This window comes from Actinomadura sp. NPDC048021 (genome assembly GCF_040653135.1).
GTDB lineage: Bacteria > Actinomycetota > Actinomycetes > Streptosporangiales > Streptosporangiaceae > Spirillospora > Spirillospora verrucosospora.
Genome location: NZ_JBEZJQ010000004.1, coordinates 382,719 through 405,211, shown reverse-complemented (window position 1 = coordinate 405,211; position 22,493 = coordinate 382,719). Strand labels below are relative to the sequence as shown.

9 protein-coding genes are annotated in these 22,493 nt (G+C 71.1%); 2 read left to right on the top strand and 7 right to left on the bottom strand.

Translation table 11 applies throughout. The features are described from left to right. Positions 1-66 precede the first annotated feature (66 nt). Complete coding sequence (locus AB0C87_RS09970) at positions 67-651, top strand: GAF domain-containing protein (RefSeq protein ID WP_353831203.1); 585 nt, start codon at positions 67-69, stop codon at positions 649-651. Positions 652-859: 208 nt separating this feature from the next. On the opposite strand, the gene AB0C87_RS09965 is transcribed toward AB0C87_RS09970, so the two are convergent. Next, the gene (locus tag AB0C87_RS09965; RefSeq protein ID WP_353831204.1) at positions 860-2,347 is read right to left on the bottom strand and encodes an acyl-CoA dehydrogenase family protein; all 1,488 of its coding nucleotides are present in this window, start codon (positions 2,345-2,347) and stop codon (positions 860-862) included. 1,053 nt (positions 2,348-3,400) lie between these two features. Here AB0C87_RS09965 and AB0C87_RS09960 point away from each other — a divergent pair. After that, positions 3,401-3,757 (top strand): hypothetical protein, encoded by a 357-nt coding sequence (locus tag AB0C87_RS09960; protein ID WP_360577130.1) that lies wholly within the window; start codon positions 3,401-3,403, stop codon positions 3,755-3,757. Between the two features lie 15 nt (positions 3,758-3,772). On the opposite strand, the gene AB0C87_RS09955 is transcribed toward AB0C87_RS09960, so the two are convergent. The 6 genes from AB0C87_RS09955 to AB0C87_RS09930 are packed head-to-tail and all read right to left on the bottom strand — an operon-like array spanning position 3,773 to position 22,400. Further along, a complete protein-coding gene (locus tag AB0C87_RS09955; RefSeq protein WP_353831206.1) occupies positions 3,773-5,590 on the bottom strand; it encodes a hypothetical protein in 1,818 nt (605 codons plus the stop codon). Beyond that, a complete protein-coding gene (locus AB0C87_RS09950; protein ID WP_360577129.1) occupies positions 5,587-10,824 on the bottom strand; it encodes a hypothetical protein in 5,238 nt (1,745 codons plus the stop codon). Before AB0C87_RS09950 ends, AB0C87_RS09955 begins: the two co-directional genes overlap by 4 nt. Beyond that, positions 10,821-13,958 (bottom strand): hypothetical protein, encoded by a 3,138-nt coding sequence (locus tag AB0C87_RS09945; protein WP_360577128.1) that lies wholly within the window; start codon positions 13,956-13,958, stop codon positions 10,821-10,823. Before AB0C87_RS09945 ends, AB0C87_RS09950 begins: the two co-directional genes overlap by 4 nt. Beyond that, on the bottom strand, positions 13,955-15,136 hold the full coding sequence (locus tag AB0C87_RS09940) for a kelch repeat-containing protein (RefSeq protein ID WP_360577127.1): 1,182 nt from the start codon (positions 15,134-15,136) through the stop codon (positions 13,955-13,957). Before AB0C87_RS09940 ends, AB0C87_RS09945 begins: the two co-directional genes overlap by 4 nt. Positions 15,137-15,151: 15 nt before the next feature. Next, positions 15,152-19,861 carry a DUF6603 domain-containing protein gene (locus tag AB0C87_RS09935; protein ID WP_360577126.1) on the bottom strand — a complete coding sequence of 1,570 codons (4,710 nt, stop codon included), beginning with the start codon at positions 19,859-19,861 and terminating at the stop codon, positions 15,152-15,154. Beyond that, positions 19,854-22,400: a hypothetical protein gene (locus tag AB0C87_RS09930; protein WP_360577125.1), complete on the bottom strand. Its 2,547-nt coding sequence runs from the start codon at positions 22,398-22,400 to the stop codon at positions 19,854-19,856. Before AB0C87_RS09930 ends, AB0C87_RS09935 begins: the two co-directional genes overlap by 8 nt. Between the last annotated feature and the right edge of the window lie 93 nt (positions 22,401-22,493).

Genomic DNA, 22,493 nt, shown 5'->3' with positions numbered 1-22,493 from the left:
TCTCGGGATTCGAGTTCTGTTCATCACCGCGCCCATCTTCACACTCGGCCATAATTGGAGGCCTCCGTGACGTATCCACCCAATGACCAGGCAGGGGCATTTTCGGCCCGTCCCTTGATGCCGCCCGATCGTGAAGCGTCCCAGCGCGCGAGGCGCCTGCGGGAGCTTGGCCTAGGGCAGGCGCGGGAGAGCGAATTCGATGAGTTCGCCCGTAGGGTCGCGATGGAAGCGCAGGAGCTTGTCGGGCTTCCCGGCACACCGGTGGCTTTCGTGAACCTCGTCGGCGACGATCAGTTCATCTGCGGTGTCCACACGCCACCGGCCGCCGCCGAACTCGTGGGCGGTGTCCTTGGGGCGAGAGTGCCCCTCGACGCCGGATACTGCCCGCATGTCGTCGTTCGGCGCAAGGCCCTGATTCTGGACGATGTCCTTGACTATCCGCGCTTCGCGGGCAATCCGATCGTCGACAAGCTCATGGTGCGCAGCTACGCCGGAGCTCCGCTGACCGACCGCACGGGCACGGTTCTCGGCACGATCTGCGTCGTGGACAGCGAACCGCGCCCGTGGGGCAGGACCGGACTGGATCTCCTGAAGCGCAGGGCGGCCGACCTCGTGGACCTGATACACCGCCGCGAGGGCCTGTCGGGCTAGCCGGCCGGCGGGTCCGGTGAGAGGTCCGGAGAAACGGACCGGGGACGATCCCGGCGCCGCTCTCCGGGCCTCCTCGGCGATGAGACCGGTCAAGGCTCAGGCCGCCCGGCAACCTCTTCTTGTGCCGACAAGGGCGTCGGCCGGTGAGGGGCGCCGGGAGGACCACGGTGGCCGAATCGCGGCCGCCGTGTTCGTCGGCGAGCCCGGATCACGAGGCCCGTTGCCGACCCTTCGGCCCGTAGGCGTCGAGTATTCCGGTGGCCAGCAACCGGAATTCCGTGGCGACACCGGCGATGTCATGTCTGAGGAACTCGATGGCGGGCCGGACCCGTGCCGGATCGGCGGCGGTCTCGGCAGCCCACTCCAGGACCAGGGTCACCGCGATCAGGTAGGCGATCGCGCGGCCGGCGAGGACCTGCTGCGCCTGGCCCAAGGGCTGGTCGAGGAAACTCAGGTCCTCCCGGAGCGTCGCGACGGCAGGCGCTGTGAGCGGCCAGTCGGCCAAGAACCCGCTGAGGGGCCGACCGGACCGCCGGGTCAGGCAGTGCGCGGTCAGCTGCTGGCTGAGCATGTCGTTGTTGCCGTCGAAAATACTGAAGACGCGTGTGTCCAGGAACGCCTGACCGGCGATGTTGGTGGGCGATCCGCAGCGGTATCCCTCAGCGCCGGTCAGCTGCTGATAACTCTGGGCCGCACTGATCATCCGCTCGGTCGCGACGGTTTTGAGAGCCTGCACGGCCGGAAACACCGGAGTCAGGTCGCCCTTGAAGTCCACCATCGTCTTCAGGTAGTGGCTGAGCGCTTCGCAGATGGTGGAGGAAGTGTCGATGGCCGCGAGCCTGTAGTTCACGAACCCGATCCTGGACTGCGTTTTCCGCCCGATCTGGCGGCCATCCGCATACGCGTGCGCCTCCCGGCTGATGCGGCGCAGGAATCCGGCCCCCGCCGCCGCCAGCAGCGCTCGCGACGCCAGGAACACGTCCACCGAGTCCAGGCCCGTCTCCTCGGCATCGATCCGCCGATGCCGAGGGACGGTCACATCGATGTCGTTGACCCCGTAGTCCAGCAACTTCAGGCCGAGCGCCTCGTACAGTTCGACGGTGCGGAACCCCTCGCTCCGCCTGACGACGAAGTAGCCGTACTCGCGACGGTGTGCGTTCTTCGCAAGGACCAGCCACCAATCTGCTGAAGAGCTGAGAGCCTGCCAGTGCTTGCGGCCGCGGATCCGGTAGCCTCCCTCGCACTCCTCGAATGTGGTCGTCATGGAGGACAGGGCCGAGCCGGCGCCCGGTTCGGTGGCGGCGAGCCCGGCCATCACGGGATCGCCGCCGGCGAACAGCGGCAGCATCTCCTGCTTGACCTCTTCACCGGCCCACTTCACCACCGGTAGAAGCGCCAGTGCCGTGTTGACTATCACGTAGACACCGAGGGCCAGGTTCCATTCGGAAGCCGTCTCGACGATCCGGCACATCTCGACGCTGCTGTCTCGCCCTCCGTACCGCTTGGGCAGAGTCGGAAGCCGAACCCCGGCCCTCACGAGAAGCGCCCAACTTTCGGGCGGCAGGACCTGCTGCGGGAAGGTCGCAGAGTCGAACTTGGATGCGACCGCGTCGAAGCCGGCGATGAACTCGTCCGTCGACAGAGCCAGCAGATGATTCGTCGGCAGTACATCATTCGTCATGGTGTCCGCTCTCACGGGTCGTCCTGCCAGAGGCAAGGGGGGAAGCTGCCAGGTTCCGGCGATCAAGTGCGCGCTCACGTTCGTTTCATCCGCCGCAGCAGGCCATGGACCACCTTCCGAATCACCTGGATCTTGGGCATACGTCATGGTCATTCGGCCGATCAAGGAGTGCAAGGAACATAATGCTTACCACAGTGGACGTGTGAATCATTCGCCCGGCGTGACCTGCACAGACTCGCGGATCGGCAGGGCTTGCCCTCCTCGGGTCTTGACCTGGCCACAACGCAACCGCGAGAAGTGGTTCCAGTCCGCATGCGGAGATACACCCGGACGGGAGTACCACGACGTCACGCCACGGACAGATTCCACACTCGAACCGACCGCGATGCTGATCAAGGTTACACGGAGCCCTTTTCAGCGTGACGCGCCCCCGCGAAGTCTCAGAGTGTGGACAGGCCTGTCGGGTCCTTTACAGGGCCTTACGCAGGTGGACCAGGGCCATCAACACACCGCCGAGAACTACTGCGCAGTCGACCCGTCCGGGACCGGCAAATCCACAGCCTCTCGCCACCTTCGGCGCCGGCACAATTCACGCCGGATTCGAAACCCGCTACCGCGCCGCCGCCGACCTGGTCGCCACCCTCTACCGCAGGACGGCGGCGACTCCGTCGGCCGCATCATCGAGACCCCGCCGCGCCCAGACCTGATCATCGTCGACGAGGCCGGCTTCGCACCCCTGGAGAACAGCGTCGTGGCGTCCGGAACGTCACTCATGCCCCCCGGTGCGGCGCCGGCAGCGGAGCTAGGATCGCCGTGGGCCCGCTTCGGGGAAGAGGTAGACGACGGCCACGGGTACCCCACCGTGACCGTCGGCGGAGTGCGCCCGATCGGACTGCGGACACTCCGTGCGAGCCCCGCGCCAGAGAGCCCCGAATCGGGGCGAGGCTCCTTCCCATCTGAACATGAGCCGGCGTGCTGGAAGAGATGGCGATGACTCCGGGAAGACGCCCACTGGCGACGGTGTGGTATCCCCGGGGCGCTGCAGGGAGGCTGGCGGGAGGCCACAGGATGGACCAGTTGCTCGAACCGGGACGATCCAGCCGCGTACGTGACGCCATTGTCGGAGTTGTTACCGGGCGCGGTGCGGGCGCTCCCTTCCCCGCACATTTCCCGAATTGTGATCACCAGAAAGTTCGTCATCGTTTCCTGCGTTTGATCGCCACCCAGAGGGCTGTTGCCTGTGAACCCCTTGAACAGGTCGGCGATCTGATCGTCCGAAGGGTGGCATTCACCTTGCGCAGCTTCGCCCGGGTCTCCGGCGGCAGCGGAAGCTCGACGGCATCGGCCGCCAACTCACCCACTTCGGCCGCGAAGTCTGCCCTCCATTTCGCCCCCTTTCTCGTGCCTCTGGCCAAACATCTGTGACGGAACGGTTCGGCTTCAGGTGAGGGGTTCGGTGTCGGCGGGGAGGTCGAAAGTGAGGCCGCTGGAGCCTTCGCCGCGGCCGGCGCCGCGGCGGGCGCTGAGCCAGACGGCGACGCGGCCGTTGCCCCAGCGGGTGCGGTTGTAGGCGACGGTGACCTTGGTGCCGGTCTGCGGGACCTCTTCTTCGTTGAGGAAGTACGAGCGTTGCGGGGCGGCGTCCAAGCCCTCGCGGAGGATCGTGGTGCGGGGGCGGACGGGCTTGGCGTCGATCTCGCTGGGCATGGCGGCGCGCTGGAGCTGGATCTTGCGGCTGTCGCCGGGGACGTGCACGGGGATGAACGGAATCCAGTGGCCGGGGACCGAGGTCATGGCCAGGTAGGCGATGGGGGCCAGCGGGGCGGTGGGGGGCGTGGGCGGGAACAGGCGGCGGCGCTGGGCGAGGATCTCGGCGGCGACCTCGCCGCCGCGGCGGCCCGGGCCGGTGGGCAGCCGTACGGTCTGCTCGATGCCCCACACCATGTTGGCGTTCTCGTCGCGGATGAGGTCGACCTCTTCCAGGACGGGTCCGTCGGCGACCTTGGGGACGGTGGGGGCGAGGAACAGGCCCGTGTCGGCGGGGACGGCGTCCGAGCCGATGGTGTCCAGGGTGAACATGGACCAGCGCTGCCAGTCGTTGTCGGGCCCCGCACCGGCGGGCGTGATCCACAGGCGCTGGCCGAAGACGTCGGTGACGGCCAGGCCGCGCAGTGAGGCCAGCGTTCCGGTGGGCAGGTCGCACGGCAGGTAGAACCAGTCGTTGCTGTAGACGAGGGCGAACTCCAGGACGACCAGGCGGGCCATGTCGGTGCGGTCCGGGCGGACGGCGGCGAAGTTGGTCTTGCCGTCCTCCACCGCCCACCAGCGCGGCAGCGGCATGCCGGAGTAGCGCACCGGGGCCGGGAAGACCGTGCGGTTGATCGGGGCGGGCGGTGCGGCGGCCCCGCCCACCCGGGTGCCGGGGTCGATGGAGAAGGCATGCCAGTCGAGCTCGCCGCCCGGATACTCCTGTGCGGTCAGCACCTTCTCCGCGCCCCCCGGCTGCCCCGCGGCGACCGAGAACCGATGCTCCAGGCGGCGCGGATCCCAGGTGGCGTCGCCCGCGGGCTGATCGATCAGGCCGTCGAACCAGCCGACCAGCCGGACGCCCAGCTCGTTGATCAGCCTGCGGTGCGGGGGCGCGACATGGTCGATGCCGTCGGCGGCCTCATGCCCCGCCTTGATGCGAAGGTACAGCTCGTACCCGTCCATCCGGCGGCCGGCGACGGCCTGCAGCGTGGACCAGACCTCGGGGTGGGCCACCCGCGGGGTGTCGGCGTCGCTGGCCGGGGACGGCAGTGCGATGGGATACAGCTCGACGAAGTCCTGCCGATGGTGGTGGATCTGCGGGTGCAGGCTCATCAGTTTGAGCCAGCGGCGGCCGATGGCAAGGCGCAGATCGTACGAGATCCGCTCCGGCCCGAAGGCGAACGGCAGCGCCCGGCGCTCGGCGACGTCCTCCAACGGACGGTCGGCGGGCAGATTCTCAGCCGAGCCGCCCAACGCGGACTGGAACCGGCTCGGAACCGCCATCCCCACGGAGTACATGGCGGTGACCGGCGTCCCGGCGTCGGAGCCGCGGAACTCGCCGAGCTGCCATTGCCGGGTGAGCAGCCACAGCGCGTCCCGCACCTCCACGCGCAGGGCCCGCTCGAAGTCCGCCGTGCGGGGACGTCCCTCCAGCCGGTTCCACAGGCCGACGGTCGGGAACTCCCGCTCCGCCAGGGCCTTCGGCAGGTTCTCGATGCGCTCTGTCATGGCTTCTTCCCGCGCAGATTGTTGGTCGCGAAGTCGGTGCCGATGGTGATCGGCTTGCTGGCGGCCGACACCAGCGTGGCGGGCAGCAGGTGGGCGTAGGCGGTCTCGTCCAGGTGCGCGGGCTCGACGGCGCGGGCCTTCATCAGGTCGTACGTCTCGTGCAGCGCCGCCACCAGGTCGTCGGCGTTCCACGTCCCGGTACGGGTGGGCGGGGTGACCAGCAGCATGGCCTGCGGCGGCTCGGAGTCGGGCTTGTCATAGTGCAGCGCGATCCCGGTCGTCTCCTTCTGCGCCGGGATGACCTCGGTCCACTCGTCCAGCAGCAGACCGCAGAAGTCGACGGTCGGCGGAGTGGGTTTGGCGGCGTAGTGCGCGGTGAACAGCAGCCGGTCCTCATCCAGCGTCGTGCCCGGCGCGAACTCCATGGCCAGCCAGTGGTCGTCCGTCCGGTACGGCAGCTGGATCGGCACCAGCTCAGGCTCCTCGAAGCCGGGCAGATGGCCGAGCAGTCCCCCGTCACGGCGCAGCGCGTCGCTCAGGATCGTAACCTGCTCCCACAGCCGCGGCTTCTCCCTGACCCGGGCGATGCCGTGCAGCCAGTCGTCCACCGGGAAGTCGCGCCCCGCGTCCTCCAGGTGCTCGATCAGGTCGCCGCTGTCGTCGCGGGCCTTCTTCCAGTCCGAGGCCAGCGCGGCCGACGGGGTGTACTGCGGTACGGCCAGTACGTCCTCGCCGAGCAGCGCCTTGAGGGTGTCGAGCGCGGCTTCCACCCGGTCGGGCCCGGGCACCGCCGCATCGTGCTCGATCAGCGCCGCGTCGGTGGCGGCCAGCCGCTCGACGATTTCCGCTTGCAGCGCTCGTGCCCGGTCCAGCAGTTCCTTCCCGTACGCGACGACCAGGTCCTGGTGGGGGGTCAGCGTCAGCCCGGCCGGGTCCAAGCCGGTCAGCGGCAGCAGCGCGGCGACCTCGGCCAGCAGCCCGCTCAGCGTCTTCTGGCCGGTGCCGGCGACCTCGCGCAGATCCCGCAGCTTGTTCTGGAACACCTGCCGCCGGTTGTTGATGATCGAGCGCAGCCGCTGAGGCGTGTTCGGGCGCGGCGCGGTCGGCGTGGTGGTCAGCAGCCGCTCGATCCGCTCCAGCAGCCGGAACCGCTCCGGGGCCACGGTGGCCGCAGGGAGCGCGTCGTAAGCGGCGATGAGCGCGTTGGCGTCGGCCAGCGCCTTGGCCATCCGGCCGGCGACCTCGTCGACGGCCGCGAGCACCTCGGTGTAGCGGTCCCGCCGCCACCCGGCGGCCTCGCCCCAGCCGCTGCGCACCATGCCGAACCCGCCCGCCGTCGCGATCAGATCCCCGTACCGGCGCAGGAACGCGTCGATGCCGCTGATCAACTCGCTGCGCCGGACCGGCGCAGGCGGCTCGGGGAACAGCGGCCCGAGGTCGTTCAGGTAGCCGGTGACGGCCGTGCGCAGCGCCACCAGCGCGTCCCGCACCGCCACCAGCCGTTCGCGGGGCAGCGTCACGGCCGCGTCGGCGGAGCGGTCGACCGGGGCGTCCCCAGCGGCCGGGATCAGGTCGGTGGGCCGCACGGGCCGGGACGTGGTCAGCAGCGACCGCAGAGCGGCGATCAGTGGCGACAGCTCGAAGAACGTCACCTTGCCGGTGATGCGCTGGGTGTGCTCGATCACCAGCCGCGCGTCCGGACGTGGCTGGTCGCGGGTGGCGACCACGCCGATGATCCGGTCGTCCAGATCGGTCATCGACGCCTCGCTCGCGGGCCGTACCGCCCACAGCAGGTCGATCGGCCGCAGCCGCAGGTCCCGCTGGGTGACCACGCTGCTGCGGGCCACCCCGTTGACCGGGTCGGTCCAGGTGACCAGCGCGGCCACGTCCCGCTGGTCGGGCAGCAGCGTGGGCAGCCAGTCGTCCACGGCGGGCTCGGCCTTGGCGCGCGGGCCTTCGCCCTGCACGGACGGTGCGCTGTGGCCCGGCCGGATGCCCGGCGTCAGCTGCAGAGCCATCCGGTGGGTCAAGGTGGTGCCGCTGCGCGGTGTCCGGACCACCTCGGGTTCGGGCGCGACCCCTTCCTTCGCGTAGGCGTCGAGGGTCGTCGTCGCCCGCTCGGGATTGCCCGCGAGCACCTGGTGCGTGCTTTCGGCCACCGCCAGGTCCGCCAGCGCGTCGTGGGTGTCGAGGAGCCGGTGCGCCTCCTCGTTGATGGCCCTGCGCTGGTCGGCGTCGGGGTCCGGGAGCCCCTGGGCGCCGAACGGGTAGACGTCCGCGCCGGGCACCTGGGTCACCCGCCGCACGAGTTCGAGGCCGTCGATGACGTTGCGGGCCTCGACCAGCTCGACGGCGGTGCCGGGGGACGGCTCGGTCTCCTCGATCCGCCCGGCCCGCAGCGGGAAGGCCCCGCGTAGCGCGGTGATGAACGAGTCCAGCTCGGCATCCGGATACCGGTCGTGCAGGGCCCGTTCGAGCCGGTAGCCGAGCAGGGCGCCCAGCGACTGGCCCCGCCGCAGCCCGTCCAGCAGGGTCAGCGCCACCCGGACCCGTTCGGAACTCAGGTTGACGGCGAACGTGTGCCGGTCGGCGGGACTGGCGTTGGCGATGTATCCGGCGCGGAGGACCGCGGCGGTCGTGGCCTGCGCGGGCGAGGGAGCGTGAATGTAACCGCCGTTGGCCTTGTCGTGCATCAGTGGCTGCGTGCCCGGCGGGTTGAACAGCTGCCCGAGGTCGCCGCTCAGCTCGACCGGCGTCATGCCGGGGCGCGGCTTGGGCCGTACCTCCTCCAGCCAGCCGTACGCACCGAGGTGGATGCCGCGCCGGGCCGGTCCCGTGCCGGACGCCCCGTAGCGCAGCTCCGCGAGCCGCTCGTTGACCAGCCCCAAGCGCCAAGCGTCGAGCCGGTACGTCGCGCAGTCCAGGTGCTCGGTCAGCACCCGTTCCAGCCGGGCGGTCGGCAGCCCGGCCAGGTGTTCCAGCGCGTCGATCTGTTCGGCGAGCTGCACGGTGGCCGGGCTCTGCCTGATGACCTCGGGGATGAAGCTCGCCACCAGCCGGTCCGGGCTGCCGGTGATGGCTCGGTCCGGCGAGTACAGCTGGCGGAACCGGCTCTCGCTGTCCACCGGGGGTGCGCCGGGCCGGTTGGGACGTACGTGGACGAACAGCGGATCGCGCGCGGGTGGCACCGTGCTCCCGGCTGCGGCGGCCAGGCGGCGGGCGGCGTCTTCCCAGGCGAGCAGGACCGCGTGCCGCGCCAGCAGATACAGCAGCGCCGCGGGCGGCTTGTCACCGTTGAAGCCCAGTTCGAGCCGGACGGTCTCCAGGTCCTGCTCGGCGTGCTGGGCGAGCCAGTGCAGGTAGTTGCCGCCGTCGGGAAGGTACGCGCGGATGTGGTCGGTCTCCGACAGCGGCCGGTCGTCGACCAGCGGTCCGAGCAGTGGATACTGGTCGCCCACGAACAGCCGCCGGATCACCTCCGGGCCGGCTCCAGGCGGGATGGCATAGCCGAGGCGGTTGAGCAGGGCACGGATCGGCTGCGGCATGTTGAGCTGGTCCAGCGCGGGGATGACGCGCGGGCCGCCGCTGTTGAGGTTCTCCCGGTTGAAGATGTCCTCGACGCTCTGCGCGTACCGCTGGTAGAACTCCGCCGACGTCGGATGCAGCGCCAGGATGTCCAGCAGCAGCTGGTGGGGGTCGCCGCCCTTGCCCAGGTAGCTGACCTTCGCGAGGGCCTTCTGCCAGTCCCCCGCCGCCACGCTGAGGAGCTTGTACAGCCCGCGGCGGTGCGTCGCGCCTGCCGGGAAGGTCATCTTGGAGAAGGCGGTGGTGGGCAGGATGCCGTACGGCTGCCGCCCTATCTTGACCGCCGGGACCGGGCCGCGCCCCGACACGTACCGCACGAAGAACTCGCGCGTCTGGTCGACCACCTGCTCGGACAGGATCGGATGCATCATGCCGCGCAGGTACGCGCCCCAGGTCGCCGGCCACAGGGCGACGTTGGCCGCGCGGGCGTCACTCTGGTCGGTGCCGTCGGCGTTGGGCATGCCGGTCAGCACGGCCGGGTCGATGCCGAGCAGGTCGGCCAGCCACTGCCCGTCGGTCCGGGTCCGCCAGTCGTCAGGCGCGTCCGCCGCCGCGAACCCGAAGGCGGTGCGCAGCGCTGCCTGGGCTTCGGCGCGGCGGTCCTGCCCGGCGGGGGCGGCCTCGCTGTTGTTGGTCGGGGTGCCCTGTGGCAGCAGCCCGTACCCGGACGGGCTGCGCAGCTGCCGGGTGATGAGGTCGGCCAGCTGGACGGCCGTCTGCTCGGGGCCGGACCGCTCCCGCAGCCCGAACACCAGTAGCCGGTCCAGGCCGTTGCGGATCTGCGGGGTGAGCGGGATGCGCAGGCCCATGCCGAGTGTCACCGCCCGCCCGAAGTCGGTCAGCCACTGGAGCTCGTCGGGCACCCGCAGCGCGCCGGTCCGCTCATCCACCTTGAGCTGTTCGTCGGCGTCGGCCTCGGGGTCGGGGCTGACCGCGAGCGCGTCGGGCACCGCCTCGCCGGTCGCCGCCAGCACCCGCTCGCCGCCCACGTATCCGAGCACGGTGAAGCGGTCCGGCAGGAGCCTGGCCTTCGCCGCCTGGGTCCACGACTGCTCGGCCAGGCTTCCCGCGGCCGGCGGCGGCAGCACGAGGAACGCGACCATCACCGCGTCGTCGACGGCGGTAGGCGCGGCGTCAACGCCCACCGGCCGCCGGGTCCGGATCGTGTCCGCCCGGCCGGCCCCGACGTCGGCGCGCAGCGCGGTGTCGGCGGCGCGCAGCTTGGCCCGGTCGCCGTGCGCGCGCCACACCGCCGTCCAGTACGTGACGGTCGGTTGCCGGTCCGCGGCCGGTACGGCCTGGCCGGTCACGACCACCAGCACGGTCGCGCCCTCCGGCACCGTCACGGGCCGGTCGGCGAGGTTGGCGGGGGTACGGGTCCGCAGCAGCCAGCCGGCCCGGCCGCCGGGCACCCGAGCGACCAGCTCCTGCCAGGCCGCCTGCTCGGCCACCGCGTTCCCGCCGGTCCGCCAGTGCGCCGTCCAGTACGCGTCCACCGCGGCGATCTCGGCGCGGGTCGGCTTGGGCTCGAACTTATCGGTGCACCACTCGTCCGGGAAGATCCGTACCAGCAGCTCGGTGGCGGTGAACCGGGTCTCCACCCGGACCGGGCCGAGCAGTACCGGGAAGTCGTCGCTGAGCGCGGTCACAGCAGCATCTCCTGAGCGTGGACGGCCATCAGCACCGGCGCCTGGAACAGCATGTAGGCCACGTCGGCCGAACTCAGCCCGCCGTGCCAGACGGGCAGGAACGCGTCCTCCAAGTGCTGGTCGTTCTTCTCTGCATCGGCGGCGGGGTCGTCGAAGTCCTTGAGCGGGACCTGCACAGTGCTCGCGTCCAGCCGGATGAACCCGGTCCCGCCCGGATCCACGTCGGCCCACGTCAGGTCGTTCCACACCTCGACCGGGGTGGGCGGGCCCTCGTCCGCGCCGAACCGGGGGTCGCCGGGACGTTCCTGGATCACGAAGAACCAGCCCGCCGCGCCGGTGGCGAAGTCGCCTTTGGCCTCGGCCGCCGTCAGGTCGAAGCCGAGCAGGGTCAGGTCGGGGTCCACCTTGGCCTCGTACAGCGGGAGCCTGATCTCCTCCAGCGTCGGGTGCGCGTGGTCTGCGAGTTCGACCGGAACCCGTTCCTGGGCCGGGTCCGGCGGTCCCGCCTCGGGCTGCCAGCGGGCGCGGTGCGCGTAGATGGCGGCGTTCGGATACTTCCTCAGCAGGTCGCCGCGGATGACCAGAACGAGGTCGTCGGCCTGCTCGCCGGTCTCCCGCGCGTCGTTCTCACCGAGTTCGGCGGCCTTCGGCCAGGTGTGCAGCGGCTGGATGTCGTACTGCTTCACGCCCCCGCGCGTGTCCCAGAACTGCCGGAAAGGCGAGCCGCGCTGGTCGGTGGGGTACTCGCGCCAGAGCAGCTCGCGGGCCATCTCGTGGTTGAGTCCGACGAGGTAGGACTCGATGAACTCCTGGTTGGTCTCCAGCAGCGTCACCGTGTTCCGCGGGATCAGCCCGAGGTTCGGGGCGAAGTAGTCCACCGACAGGTCCAGCAGCGCCTTGTACATCGGCAGGTCGATGACGGGATACGCCATCGCCTCGATGAACCGCTCGGCGAACGACCGCAGCCGTTCCGGCAGGCTGACCGACGTCAGCAGGCTGGTGGGCACGGTCTTCTCGGCGCGCAGGCCGGTCATCATCGCGTCGGTGGTGGCGCGGACGTTCAGCGGCTCGTCGCCGCCCTCGGTCCGGCCGCCGACGCCCGCCGCGTGCCAGCCCCGGTAGATGTCGCGCAGCCCGTCCTTGAAGCGCTTGGCCTCCTCGCTGTCGGCTCCGCCTTCGGAGGGGACGAACGTGTCGCCCGGCAAGGTGATCCGGAAGTCGGCGCTGCGCGGAAGCCGGTCGACCGGATCGGCTGGGTCGGCCTCGATGGCGGCCGTGAGCCCGATCGGCGGTGGTGCCGGGTGCAGGACATCGGTCAGCTGCTCGGTCGTCACCACCGCGTCGGGAGTCTCCTTGGCGGCGGCCGCCGTCACGGGGTCGTCCGGGTCGTCCATCCGCGGGATCAGCGCGTCGGGCGGCGTGGTCTCACTGAACGGCAGGTCGCGGATCAGCCGCCCCGGCCGCAGCATCCGCCGCATCGGCGGGGACAGCGGCGCGGCCGTCACGCGGCTGCGCGCCACGTGGAACCCGACCGCGACCCGCTCGCCCTCGACCGCCGCCGCCCCGCGCACAGCCCGATCACGCGTGGTCACCCGCGAGTTGGCGGGAGCGGTGAGCACGAGGGCCTTGCCGGACGGCACCGGCTCCTCGGCCAGCATGATCGGTGCGCCGGCGGGCTCCACATGCTTGGCCTGCAGCACGGTCCCGACCTCGCGGGCGAGCTGGGCGGCGCGGATCTTGGCGTTGGCCGCCAGCACGTCGCCGACCTGCGCCCAGGCGGCGACCATGAACTCCTCCTGCCGCTCCTGGACGACGCGGGTGCCCAGGTGGGCGGCGACGCGGTAGCGCGGGTCCAGGTTGAGCCGGTGCACCCAGTTGCGGTCGGGCGTGATCGGGCTGCCGTCACGCTCGGTCAGCAGCCGGTTCGCGGGGGCGTGCCAGCGCCCGTACAGCGGCGGGGTGATGATCGGATCGACCTCGCCCGCCACGTCCTGCACCCCGTGGGCGGCGTGCGCGGCGGCCGGGGTCTGGTCGAGGTAGGCGTCGGCCAGGTTGACCAGTCCAGCGAGGGCCTTCTGGAACGGATGCGGGTACGGCTCGTCCCACTTGTCGTAAACGTCGCCCTTGGGACGGTTGGGCGACTGGAGTGCGCCGCCCAGCTTGAGCACGCCGTGCAACTCCGCCGGGCTGGTGATGGGCGGCAGCCCCGGCCCGGCCGAGTTGTGCACGTCGAGGTCGCGGCGGCCGATGGCCGGGTCGGCGGGCCGGGGCTCCAGCAGCCGGACCAGGTACTCGAAGTCGCCCGCGCTGCCGGTGCCGAAGAACCAGCGGTGGTAGTACGGCAACGTCGCGGGCTCGGGGCGGCCTGGGTAGTCGGGGCCCCAGCTGGAGTGCAGCGCGCCGGGCGCGGTGGCCGGGTCCAGGCCGAGCCCGGCCAGGCGGCCCGTCTCGAACGCGGGGACCAGGAACGCGTGGTAGCCGGTGTCGGGCTTGAGCCGCCGCGGACACATCAGCCGCGAGCACGCCAGATCGGCGTTGGTGATCAGCACCTGGCGCAGGGCGGCGAGCGCACCGGCGGGATCGTCGTTGGCGACCAGGCCGTCCAGCGCGCCGTTGACGTGCACGTGCGCCCAGGCGCCGAGCTGGCCCGGTGGCGGCAGCGTCCCGGCCGGGTCCTTGACCTGGATCGACGGCAGCGGCCGCCCGGCGACCGCGCCCTCGGTGAACTCCGCGCCCGGGTCGCCCGCCGGCTCGGCCGCCCCGGCGAGCACGACGAGCGCCAGCCAGGGCAGCAGCCGCTTGGTGGCCCCGTCGGGCGGGGCCGGGCTGTAACTCCACGGCAGGCCCTCGTCGTAGAACTCGATGTGCGCCAGGTAGTTGGGCTCCACGTTGGTGATCCAGGGCCGCGGCTCCATTCGCGAGATCACCCGGGGATCGACCCCCACCACGTCGCCCGGCCCGTACAACTGCACGGCCTTCTCGACGTCGCGGGTGATCGTGCCGCCGGACACGCCGTCCCCGGTCAGCCGCAGCTTGACCGGGATGACCGCCCGGTCGGCGGTGCCCGGATCGGTCGTGATCCGGGTGCTGAGGCCGGTCCGCAGCCACGGCAGGAAGGAGTACGCGTTGCTCACGGTGTCACCGGGCCGGTGCCGAAGATCTCGCTGGTGGCGGTGACCTCGGTGGCGCCGGGGCCGGCGGCGGCAAGGCCCGCGCGGGCGATGCCGCCGGTGACCAGTACCGTGCCGCCGGTCAGCGGGACGGCGGCGAACCCCCACCGGCCCACCGCCAGACCGCCCGCCGGGCTCCAGTTCCGGGTGGCCGCGTCGAAGATCAGCGCGCTGGCGTAGCCGACGCCGTTGTCCGGGGTGTCGGTGCCGCCGGCCACCAGCACCTTGCCCCCGCCCAGGGAGACCGACCGATGCAGGCCGCGCCCGGCGGGCATGTCCTGCACCGCGCTCCACACGCCCGCGACGGGGTTGAACGTCTCGGCGGTGGCCCTGCTGAACGGGTCGAAGGTGCCGTTGCCCGGTGCGCCCGGAGGACTGCCGCCACTAGCCAGGACGGTGCCGTCCGGGAGCAGCGTGGCCTGGTGCCCGCTGCGCGCCACCAGCAGGCTCCCGGTCGGCGTCCAGGTACCGCCGGTGCCCGAGGCCGGATCGTACAGCTCGCAGAAGGCCAGGGCCGCGTCGGTCTCGCGGGACACGGGTGCGCTGCCGCCGACCACCAGCACCTTGCCGGTGTTGAGCACGAGCGCCGGGTGGCCGCAGCGCGCGTCGGTCATCGCGGTGACCTCCGTCCACGCGCCGGTGTCCGGGTCGTAGACCTCGGCCGAGCGCAGCGCCTTGACCGACTGCCCGGACCGGGTGGTGCAGCCGCCCGCGACGAGCACCTTACCGTCGGGCAGCAGCACCGCGCTGTGCCCCCACCGGCCGGTCTTCAGGCTGCCGGTCGCGGTCCAGGTGCCCTGAGCGGGGTCGAACAGCTCGGCGGAGGCCAGTCCGGCGGACGGGAACGTCGCCGCCCCGGTGATGCCACCGGTGACCAGCACCTTGCCACTGCCCAGCAGGGTGACGGTGTGCAGCCGCCTGGCGGTGTGCAGCGCGGCGGCGGCCGTCCACGTCTTGGCGGACGGGTCGTACAGCGACGCTTGCCCCAGCGCTTCTCCGGCGGCGCCGGCTCCACCGGCCACCAGGACCTTCCCGCCGGCGAGGACGACCGGGCTGTCATGCTGGCCGGACCACACGCGCGCGGAGGGAAGGGCCCCGGTGCTCGTCCACTGTCCGGTAGCCGCCGCGGTGGGACTGGTCATGGGGTGCCTCCGTCGTCAGGGCGTGAAGATCTCGGCGGTCGGGGTGAGGATGTCGGTGCCGGGGTGCGGGGCGGCAGCGGCCGAGCGGGTCCGGCCACCGGCCACGAGCACCCGGCCGTCGGGCAGGTCGATCACGGCGAACGCCCACCGGCCGGTGGCCAGGCCGCTCGCGGGGGTCCAGGTGCCGGCGGCCGGGTCGTAGAGCAGCGCACTGCGGAAGCCGCCGTCGAAGGCGGTGGCACGGGTGCCGCCCGCCACGAGCACCAGGCCGGACCGCAATGGCAGGGCGCGGTGCCGGGTGCGCCCGCCGGGCATGTCGCGAACCGCCGTCCATGTGCCGGATCCGACGGTGAAGCGTTCGGCACTGGCGAGGGCGGCGGAGTCGTACGGACCGCGCGCCGGGCCGGTCGGGGCATCGCCGCCGGTCACCAGGACGGTGTCGTCGGCGAGCAGCGTCGCCTGGTGACCCGCGCGAGGTGTGGCGAGCGAGCCGGTCGGGGTCCATTCGCCGGTCGCCGGGTCGTAGATCTCGCAAAAGCCGAGCGCGGCGCTGGTCCGGCCGGTCTTGAGGACGCCGCCGACCACCAGGACCCGGCCGTCCGCGAGCAGTACGGCTTGGTGGTCGGAGCGGGGGTCTGTCATCGCGGTCTCGGTCCACTGCCGTTTGGCCGGGTCGTACACCTCGGCGGACGCGAGCGAGTTGCCGCGGGCGCCGGTGCCGCCGGTGACCAGGATCCTGCCGTCGCGCAGCACGGTGGCACTATGGCCGGACCTGGCGGTGCGCATCGACGGAACGTCGCTGCTCCAGGTCGCGGTGAGCGGGTCGAAGATCTCGGTGGTCGCCAGGGGCTCGGTCTGGGTCACGCCGCCGGCGGCGAGGACCCGGCCGTCCGGCAGCAGGCAGAGGGTGTGCCCGTCGCGGGCGACCGGAAGCGGCGCGGCGGCGGCCCAGTTCCCGGCGATGGGATCGAAGAGCGCGGCGGCGACGAGCGGCTTGCCCGCGGCGTCCTGACCGCCGGCGATGAGAATCCTGCCGCTGCTCAGCCGTACCGCTGCCGGGGCGATGGCCGGGGTGGGCAGGGAGCCGGTGGAGGTCCACGACTGCGGGGCGACGGGCAGGGCGGCCGCCTCGGATTCGGGGATGACGTGCAGCCGGCCGATGAGCGCGGGGTCCGCCATGACCCACTCGGCGAGGGCCTCCTCGGCCGCCGCCTGGCTGCGGAAACTCGCCGCGGCCGAGCCGAGCGAGGCCGGCGGGAAGGCCTGGGCGTTGTTGCGCAGGTGGGCGACCACGAAGCGCTGGCCCGTGACCTGCACGGTCTCGTCAGGGGTGTACGGCCGGCGCTGGTCGGCCTCGCGCTGCGACAGGGGTGAACGGCTGGTGCTGCTGCCCTCCAGAAGCCGGGTGAACACGGCCGGGCTGACGCTGGTCAGCGTCTTGGTGGGCGCGGCGGTGGGGGCGACCTGGCGGACGAGTCCGTCGGCCCGCACGATCGTACGGGTCAGCGGTCGTACGGTGCCGGGCCGGCGGCGCAGCCTGCTGTCGATGACGATCTGCTCGTAGCGGGCGCTTCGCTTGACGACGCGGGCGGAGGCGATCGCGCCCTGCGCCGCCACCAGTTCCAGCCCCGCGTCCTGGTCCTCGTACGCCGGTCGCGACAGTTTGGTCGCGTCGTCCATGTCCTGGAACTGAGCCATCGCGAACTTGTCGGCGGTGATGGAGGCGCGCACGAGGCCGCTGCCGGGCAGGGGCTCGACGGTGAACCGTTTGCCGTCGCGCGGCCGCTGCGCGCCGATGCGATCCAGCCGTACGGCGAGCGGGATCGCACGCTGGCGGACGAACAGCGAGCCGAGGGGGTGCAGCACCAGGTCCTCGGTCGGCGGCAACGCGCGCAGCGTGACCAGCGGGTTGCCGCCGCCGGTCGGCAGCCGGGTCTGCCAGCCTTCGGGCTTGGCGACCTCGCCCGCCAGGAGCGGGAGCACGTCGACCGGGGGCAGCGTGGTGTCGCGGTCCTCGCCCCAGGTGATATCGAAGTCGGCGGAGATCTCGAAGAACAGCAGCGAGATCGAGCCCCGGCCGTGCGCCCGGAACGGGGCCGGTCCTTCGAGCTGGAAGTCCAGGTCGATGCCGAAGAGGCCGACGCCGAACGCCTTGAGCGAGACCCCCGCGGAGATGGCGATGACGAAGCGGAACGGGGAGAACTGGAAGAGCGCGTCGAAGCTGAGATGCCCTGAGATGCCGAAGTCGTCGAAGCCCAGCACCATTTCGGCGCGCGCACCGAACTGCACCGTGTTGCTGGTGATCGCGAAGTAGCCGGAGACGGTGATCCGGGCGCCCGGCCGGTTGAGGATGTCCACCCGGATGCGGGGCGGCACCGGAAACGGCAGCGGCGGCGGCTTGTACGACGGGTGGAAGCCGCCGACGGAGATGACCAGGTCGGGGTCGTCGCCCCAGCCGACCAGCAGGCCCATTCCGCCCTCGAGGGTCATGAACAGCACGCGCGACTCGAAGAGCTGGGCGAAGAACCACAGGCGCTGCTTGTCGAACTCGATCGCGCCGACGAACTGCACCTGCAGGACCAGCAGCGGCAGGTCGGTGGTGGGCAGCACGCAGCGCAGCACGCCGAGGATGGCGATGTTGCCGGGGATCTCGATGATCACCGCGAGCGAGACCGAGACCAGCGTGGGGGTGCCCCAGCCGATCTTGGCCATCGGCCCGACCAGGAACGTGCCCTGCTCGGGCGGGAAGAACGCGCGCAGGTCCGACAGGATGCGCGGCGCGTTGGCGACCACGTCGCGCGGGAACATCACCGACTCGATCGAGCCGCTCCGCACCCCCTCCACCAGAGCCTGCAGGTTCATCCGGCGGTTCAGCCCGACGATCCCGCCCACCGCCAGCAGGGTGAAGCCGAAGCCGAGCTGGATGCCGGTGCCGAACTCGGCGGTGATGATCAGCAGCAGCGAGAAGCCCGTGGAGCCGTCCGGCATCCTGGTGGTGATCAGCCCGATCGCCTTGACGTCGAAGAGCCCGGCGAACTCCAGCTCCAGCGCCCCGCCGTACTCCCCCCTGGCCGGGTCGAAGAACAGGTAGCCGCCGCCGCTGACCACCCCGGCGTCCACCGACAGGCCCGCGCCCTTGGGCGGCTTGAACCCCAGCGAGACGTCCAGCGGGCCGAGGTTGCCGTCGTTGCCGGACGTGAAGCCGAAGGTCGCCGCCAGACCGAGCTCCTCGACGACCGCCTTGATCGGGCCGAGCTCGGCCTTGATCGTCGCGCCGAGGTTGATCGGCAGGCCGTCCGCGCCGGGGGCGGCCGAGACGGTCAGCGACTGGACGTCGATGGGGCCGAGGTCGAGGTGGACGGGCAGCTGGATCTCCAGGCTGGAGGTGCCGCGGAAGTAGAAGCCGGTGCGCTGGGAGACGCCGAGCGTCAGGTCGGCCCCGAAGGAGAAGCCGCCGTCCGGCACGATCTTGGCGATGAAGCCGTCGGCCTCGCCGGGATCGAAGACGAACTCCAGACCGGCCAGCTCGAACTCGGCGAACACGTCCGCCGCACCGTCGGACAGCCGGATGCCGCCGGTGCCGCCGACCTTGCGGAACTGCAACCGAGTCGCTCCGGGCGAGCCGAGCAGGACGATCGGGGCGGCGTCGGCGCGACCGCGCTCCGCCTTGACCACCAGCGAGCCGGCGGCGTGGGACGGCGAGCCGCCGCCGGCGAAGCCGACGATGATCTCGATCGGGCGGTCCGGCCGCACCCGCAGCCCGATCCCGCCTTGCAGATCCAGGTCGGTACGGATGGTGAGGGCGATGTCGTCGCCCAGCTGGAACCTGAAGTCCAGCGCGCCGTTGAAGGCGGGGATCAGCGCCAGGCCGGGCGGGTCCCCGGCTGCCGCCGGCACCGGCAGCAGCCTCATCTCGGCGGCCATCCGGCCCGAGGCCTGCGCCCGTTCGAAGAAGACCGCCCGGATGCCGCGCACCGGCGGGTCGGTCAGCTTGGGAGCGGTGCCTTGCAGGGCGGCCGCACTCGCCTTCGGGATCTCGGCGGTGGCGATGTCCACGCCGAGGGCCATCATCAGGTTGTCGACCTGCACGGCCAGCGCCTCGAAGTCGAAGTCCGCCTCGCCCCAGCCGAAGGCGTTCTTGAGCACCAGCGAGGGTTCGCTCAGCGTCTTGGGCAGGTCCGCCAGGTCGAGCCGGACGTTCATGTAGGGCGGCCGATTGCCCTCAGCCGGTGCGTAGCCCGTCTTGACCACGCCCAGCGCGCGCAGTCCGAACCCGATCGACGGGTGGTACCGCTGCAGGTAGGTGATGACCAGGTAGTCGATGAGCTGGCCGGGGAACTTCTCCCTGAAGCCGTCCGCGCGCAGCGGCGCGGGTATGGCCGAGTCGGGTGCGGTCGCGATCGCCTTGATCGCGTTGACCACGTCCTGGAAGGCCCGCAGCACCCGGCCCACGTCGTCGGGCGAGATCTGCACGGAGGCCTCGCCGTCGCCCACGGAGCCGCCGACGTTGAGGCCGCCCTCGCCGAGCAGCCTGGTCAGACCGTCGTAGAGGGTCTCCACCCCGCTGCCGAGGTCGCGCAGCGGCTGCGGGACGTCCTCGGCGCGCCAGCCCAGCTTCTGCAGGAACGCGATGAAGGCCTCCGGGGAGGCGAGCGCCTCGCGCAGCGGCAGCAGCGCCTGCCCCAGCTCGGCCACCAGCCTGTCGAACGTGCCGGGCTCAGCCATTCTTCTTCGCCTTCGGGTAGAACATCGCGTCGAGGATGTTGTGATAGCCCGGATCGACCCGGTTGACGATCAGCCACTTGCAGACGAAGCAGAACTCGCCGTCGTTGTCCTCGTCGTCGGAGCGGCGCATCTTGCACGCTCCGGTCGGCCGGTAGTAGCCGCCCGCGAAGTCGAGCGCGCCCTCGTAGACGCCGATCAGTTTCGAGGACTTGCAGGGCGCTTTGAAGTCCGGAATGGACCTCGGGTTGTCGACCTCGTGCTTGGGATGCAGGACGTCGGGGTCGACGTTCAGCGGAAGCCTGTTGGCGGGCGTGGGAGTGGTCAGGTGTTTGCGGACCGCCGGCTCGACCACGGTGAGGAGCTGACCGGCGGCGTCCTTCAGCGGCACGTACACGGCCGAGCCCGCGGCGAACGTCGGGAACGGCGCGGGCGGCAGGCCCGGGCCGTCGAGCGTCATGGTGCCCAGCTCGGGCTCGATGTGGGCGATCTTCAGGTTGGTCAGGACCTGGGCGGAACCGGTGGCCAGCGGCAACTGGATCCCCTGCGGGCTGACGTGGAAGTTGCGCAGGTGCACCTCGGCAGGCGGGTTCTGCGCCGCGACCTTCTGCCACGGCGCCATGTATCGCTTGTCGATCACGATCTCGATGCCGCCGAGCCCCGGCGCGGAGTCGATCACCAGCCGTGCGGACTGGCGCATCCGGGGCAGCGCGAACCATTTGACCTTGGTGACGTCGATCTGCCGATCGGGCGCGGGGTTGATCCGTAGGAACCCCAGCATGCTCACGTTGTCGCCGAGGATGTCGTTCGTTGAGGTCGCGGGCGCGTTCGGGTCGTCTCCCCCGGAGTTCTCGTACTCGTCCATCAGGCCGAAGCTGTGGCCGAACTCGTGCGCGACCGTGTCGACGGTCTCGGTGAAGTTGACGTCGGGCTCCGACGACGGCTTGCGCCGCATCACCCGCTTGTCACCCGCGGCGTACTCGAACTCCACCCCGAGGCCCTTGTTGGTCGTCAGCGCCGTCAGGGTGTTGTTGTTGACGTTGCTGCCGCCGTTCACCTCGTCATAGGTGATGAGGGCGACCAGTCCGCGGCTGGGCTTGAAGTTGGCGTCGTCGGGCTCCCACACCGGCCCGATGTGATGGAACGGGGCGAACGCGTACTCCAGGCCCGCGAGGTACTGCAGGATCAGGTTGCCCGGATTGGTGCTGTCCCGGCCGGCGAAACGCTCAGGAGGATGCCTGCGGGGATCGGGCGTCAACGCTCTGGTCGCCTGTTCGGGCTCGTAGAACTCATAGAGCCGGGCGATGAACTCGCGCAGCCCCGGCGTGCCCGGCTGGTCGCTTCCGGGCGGGATCACCGCCGCGCTGCGGCCGGAGGAGCGGTCGCCCCACCGGCAGCCCAGATGCATCCCGAACAGGGTGTCGCGTGCGTGCAGGATCCCGGTCCCCTGGTGCTTCTTCCACGCCTCCAGCAGCGGGCCGTCCACCTTGTTGCGATCGAACCCGGTCAGCTCCTGCCCTGCCCAGATGTCCTTGAGGTTGGCCCTGCTCTCGTTGCGCATCGGCAGCCCGACCTTGGCGACCAGGTCCCGCAGCGTGTAGACGTTCTCGTTGTCGCTGACCGGGTGGATGAACGGGATGGGCACGCCGGTCCCCGTCGTCTGGTCCGCGTCGGCGATCCGGTGAGCGACGGTGGCGCAATGCTCCTGCGAGGCGCCGAAGGCCTTGAAGATGTTGAAGCTGCCCTCAAGCATCGGGTACGGCTGATGCCGGGGCTGGTCGAACATCTGGTCCACGACGCGAGTGACGATCTTGTCGAAGGTCCCTTCGTCGGACTTACGGAACCCTTCCGCGAGGAAGACGATGTTGTGCTGCTCGGCCGCGTGCGCGACGTTGGGCGTCTGGACCGGCTTCAGGTCGCGGCGGTGCTTGGCGTAGTTCACCACCCGCACGGGCAGCCGCTGGGTCTGGTTGACGAGGGTGCCCGTCAGGTCCACGGTCCCGGGGGTGCCGGTGGTCTCGCGCAGCCCGCGCAGCCGCCCCTGCGGGGTGACCACGAAGGTGGCGGTGTCGGCCGACGTCAGCGTCACGTACCCGTGCCCGGTGATGTCGCCGATCAGGTCCGTACCGGTCGGATCGTCGCTGAACTTGGCGTAGATCGACGGCTGGGCGTGCGCCACGGCGTCCACGGCGGTGGTGATGGAGTCATTGCCGAACCACCAGGCCACGATCGAGGTGTGCACCTGTAGCCGGCCGACGATGTAGTCCCTGCCGCGCCGGACCTGGAACAGGTACACCCCCGGCTGGGCGGCGGTGACCTGCCCGTTGGCGCTGTTGTACGCCGGCAGCGGCGGGAGAAGCCGCTGTCCGACCGGGCGATGCGGCGCGAAGAAGTCCACGGTGATCGCCCCCGGGGCGATCGGCGTCAGCGTGTACCCACCGGCCGTCACCACCCGGTCGAACACCTGCAGCGTCAACGGCGGCGTACCGGACAGGGCCAGGTGGAGATCGCAGTGCGGGAACAGCACGATGTCCGGTGTCATGAGCGCCCCCATCCACGTGGGACTTCGGACGGCTCAACGGAACACGACCGATTATCGCCGTCAGTGATGCCTGGAATACTCACCGTGCCATCA

Excerpts from the sequence above, each read along its gene's own strand:
- AB0C87_RS09955 (WP_353831206.1), bottom strand. The coding sequence starts at position 5,590 with ATGACAGAGCGCATCGAGAACCTGCCGAAGGCCCTGGCGGAGCGGGAG.
- AB0C87_RS09960 (WP_360577130.1), top strand. The coding sequence starts at position 3,401 with ATGGACCAGTTGCTCGAACCGGGACGATCCAGCCGCGTACGTGACGCC.
- AB0C87_RS09940 (WP_360577127.1), bottom strand. The coding sequence starts at position 15,136 with ATGACCAGTCCCACCGCGGCGGCTACCGGACAGTGGACGAGCACCGGG.
- AB0C87_RS09935 (WP_360577126.1), bottom strand. The coding sequence starts at position 19,861 with ATGGCTGAGCCCGGCACGTTCGACAGGCTGGTGGCCGAGCTGGGGCAG.
- AB0C87_RS09930 (WP_360577125.1), bottom strand. The coding sequence starts at position 22,400 with ATGACACCGGACATCGTGCTGTTCCCGCACTGCGATCTCCACCTGGCC.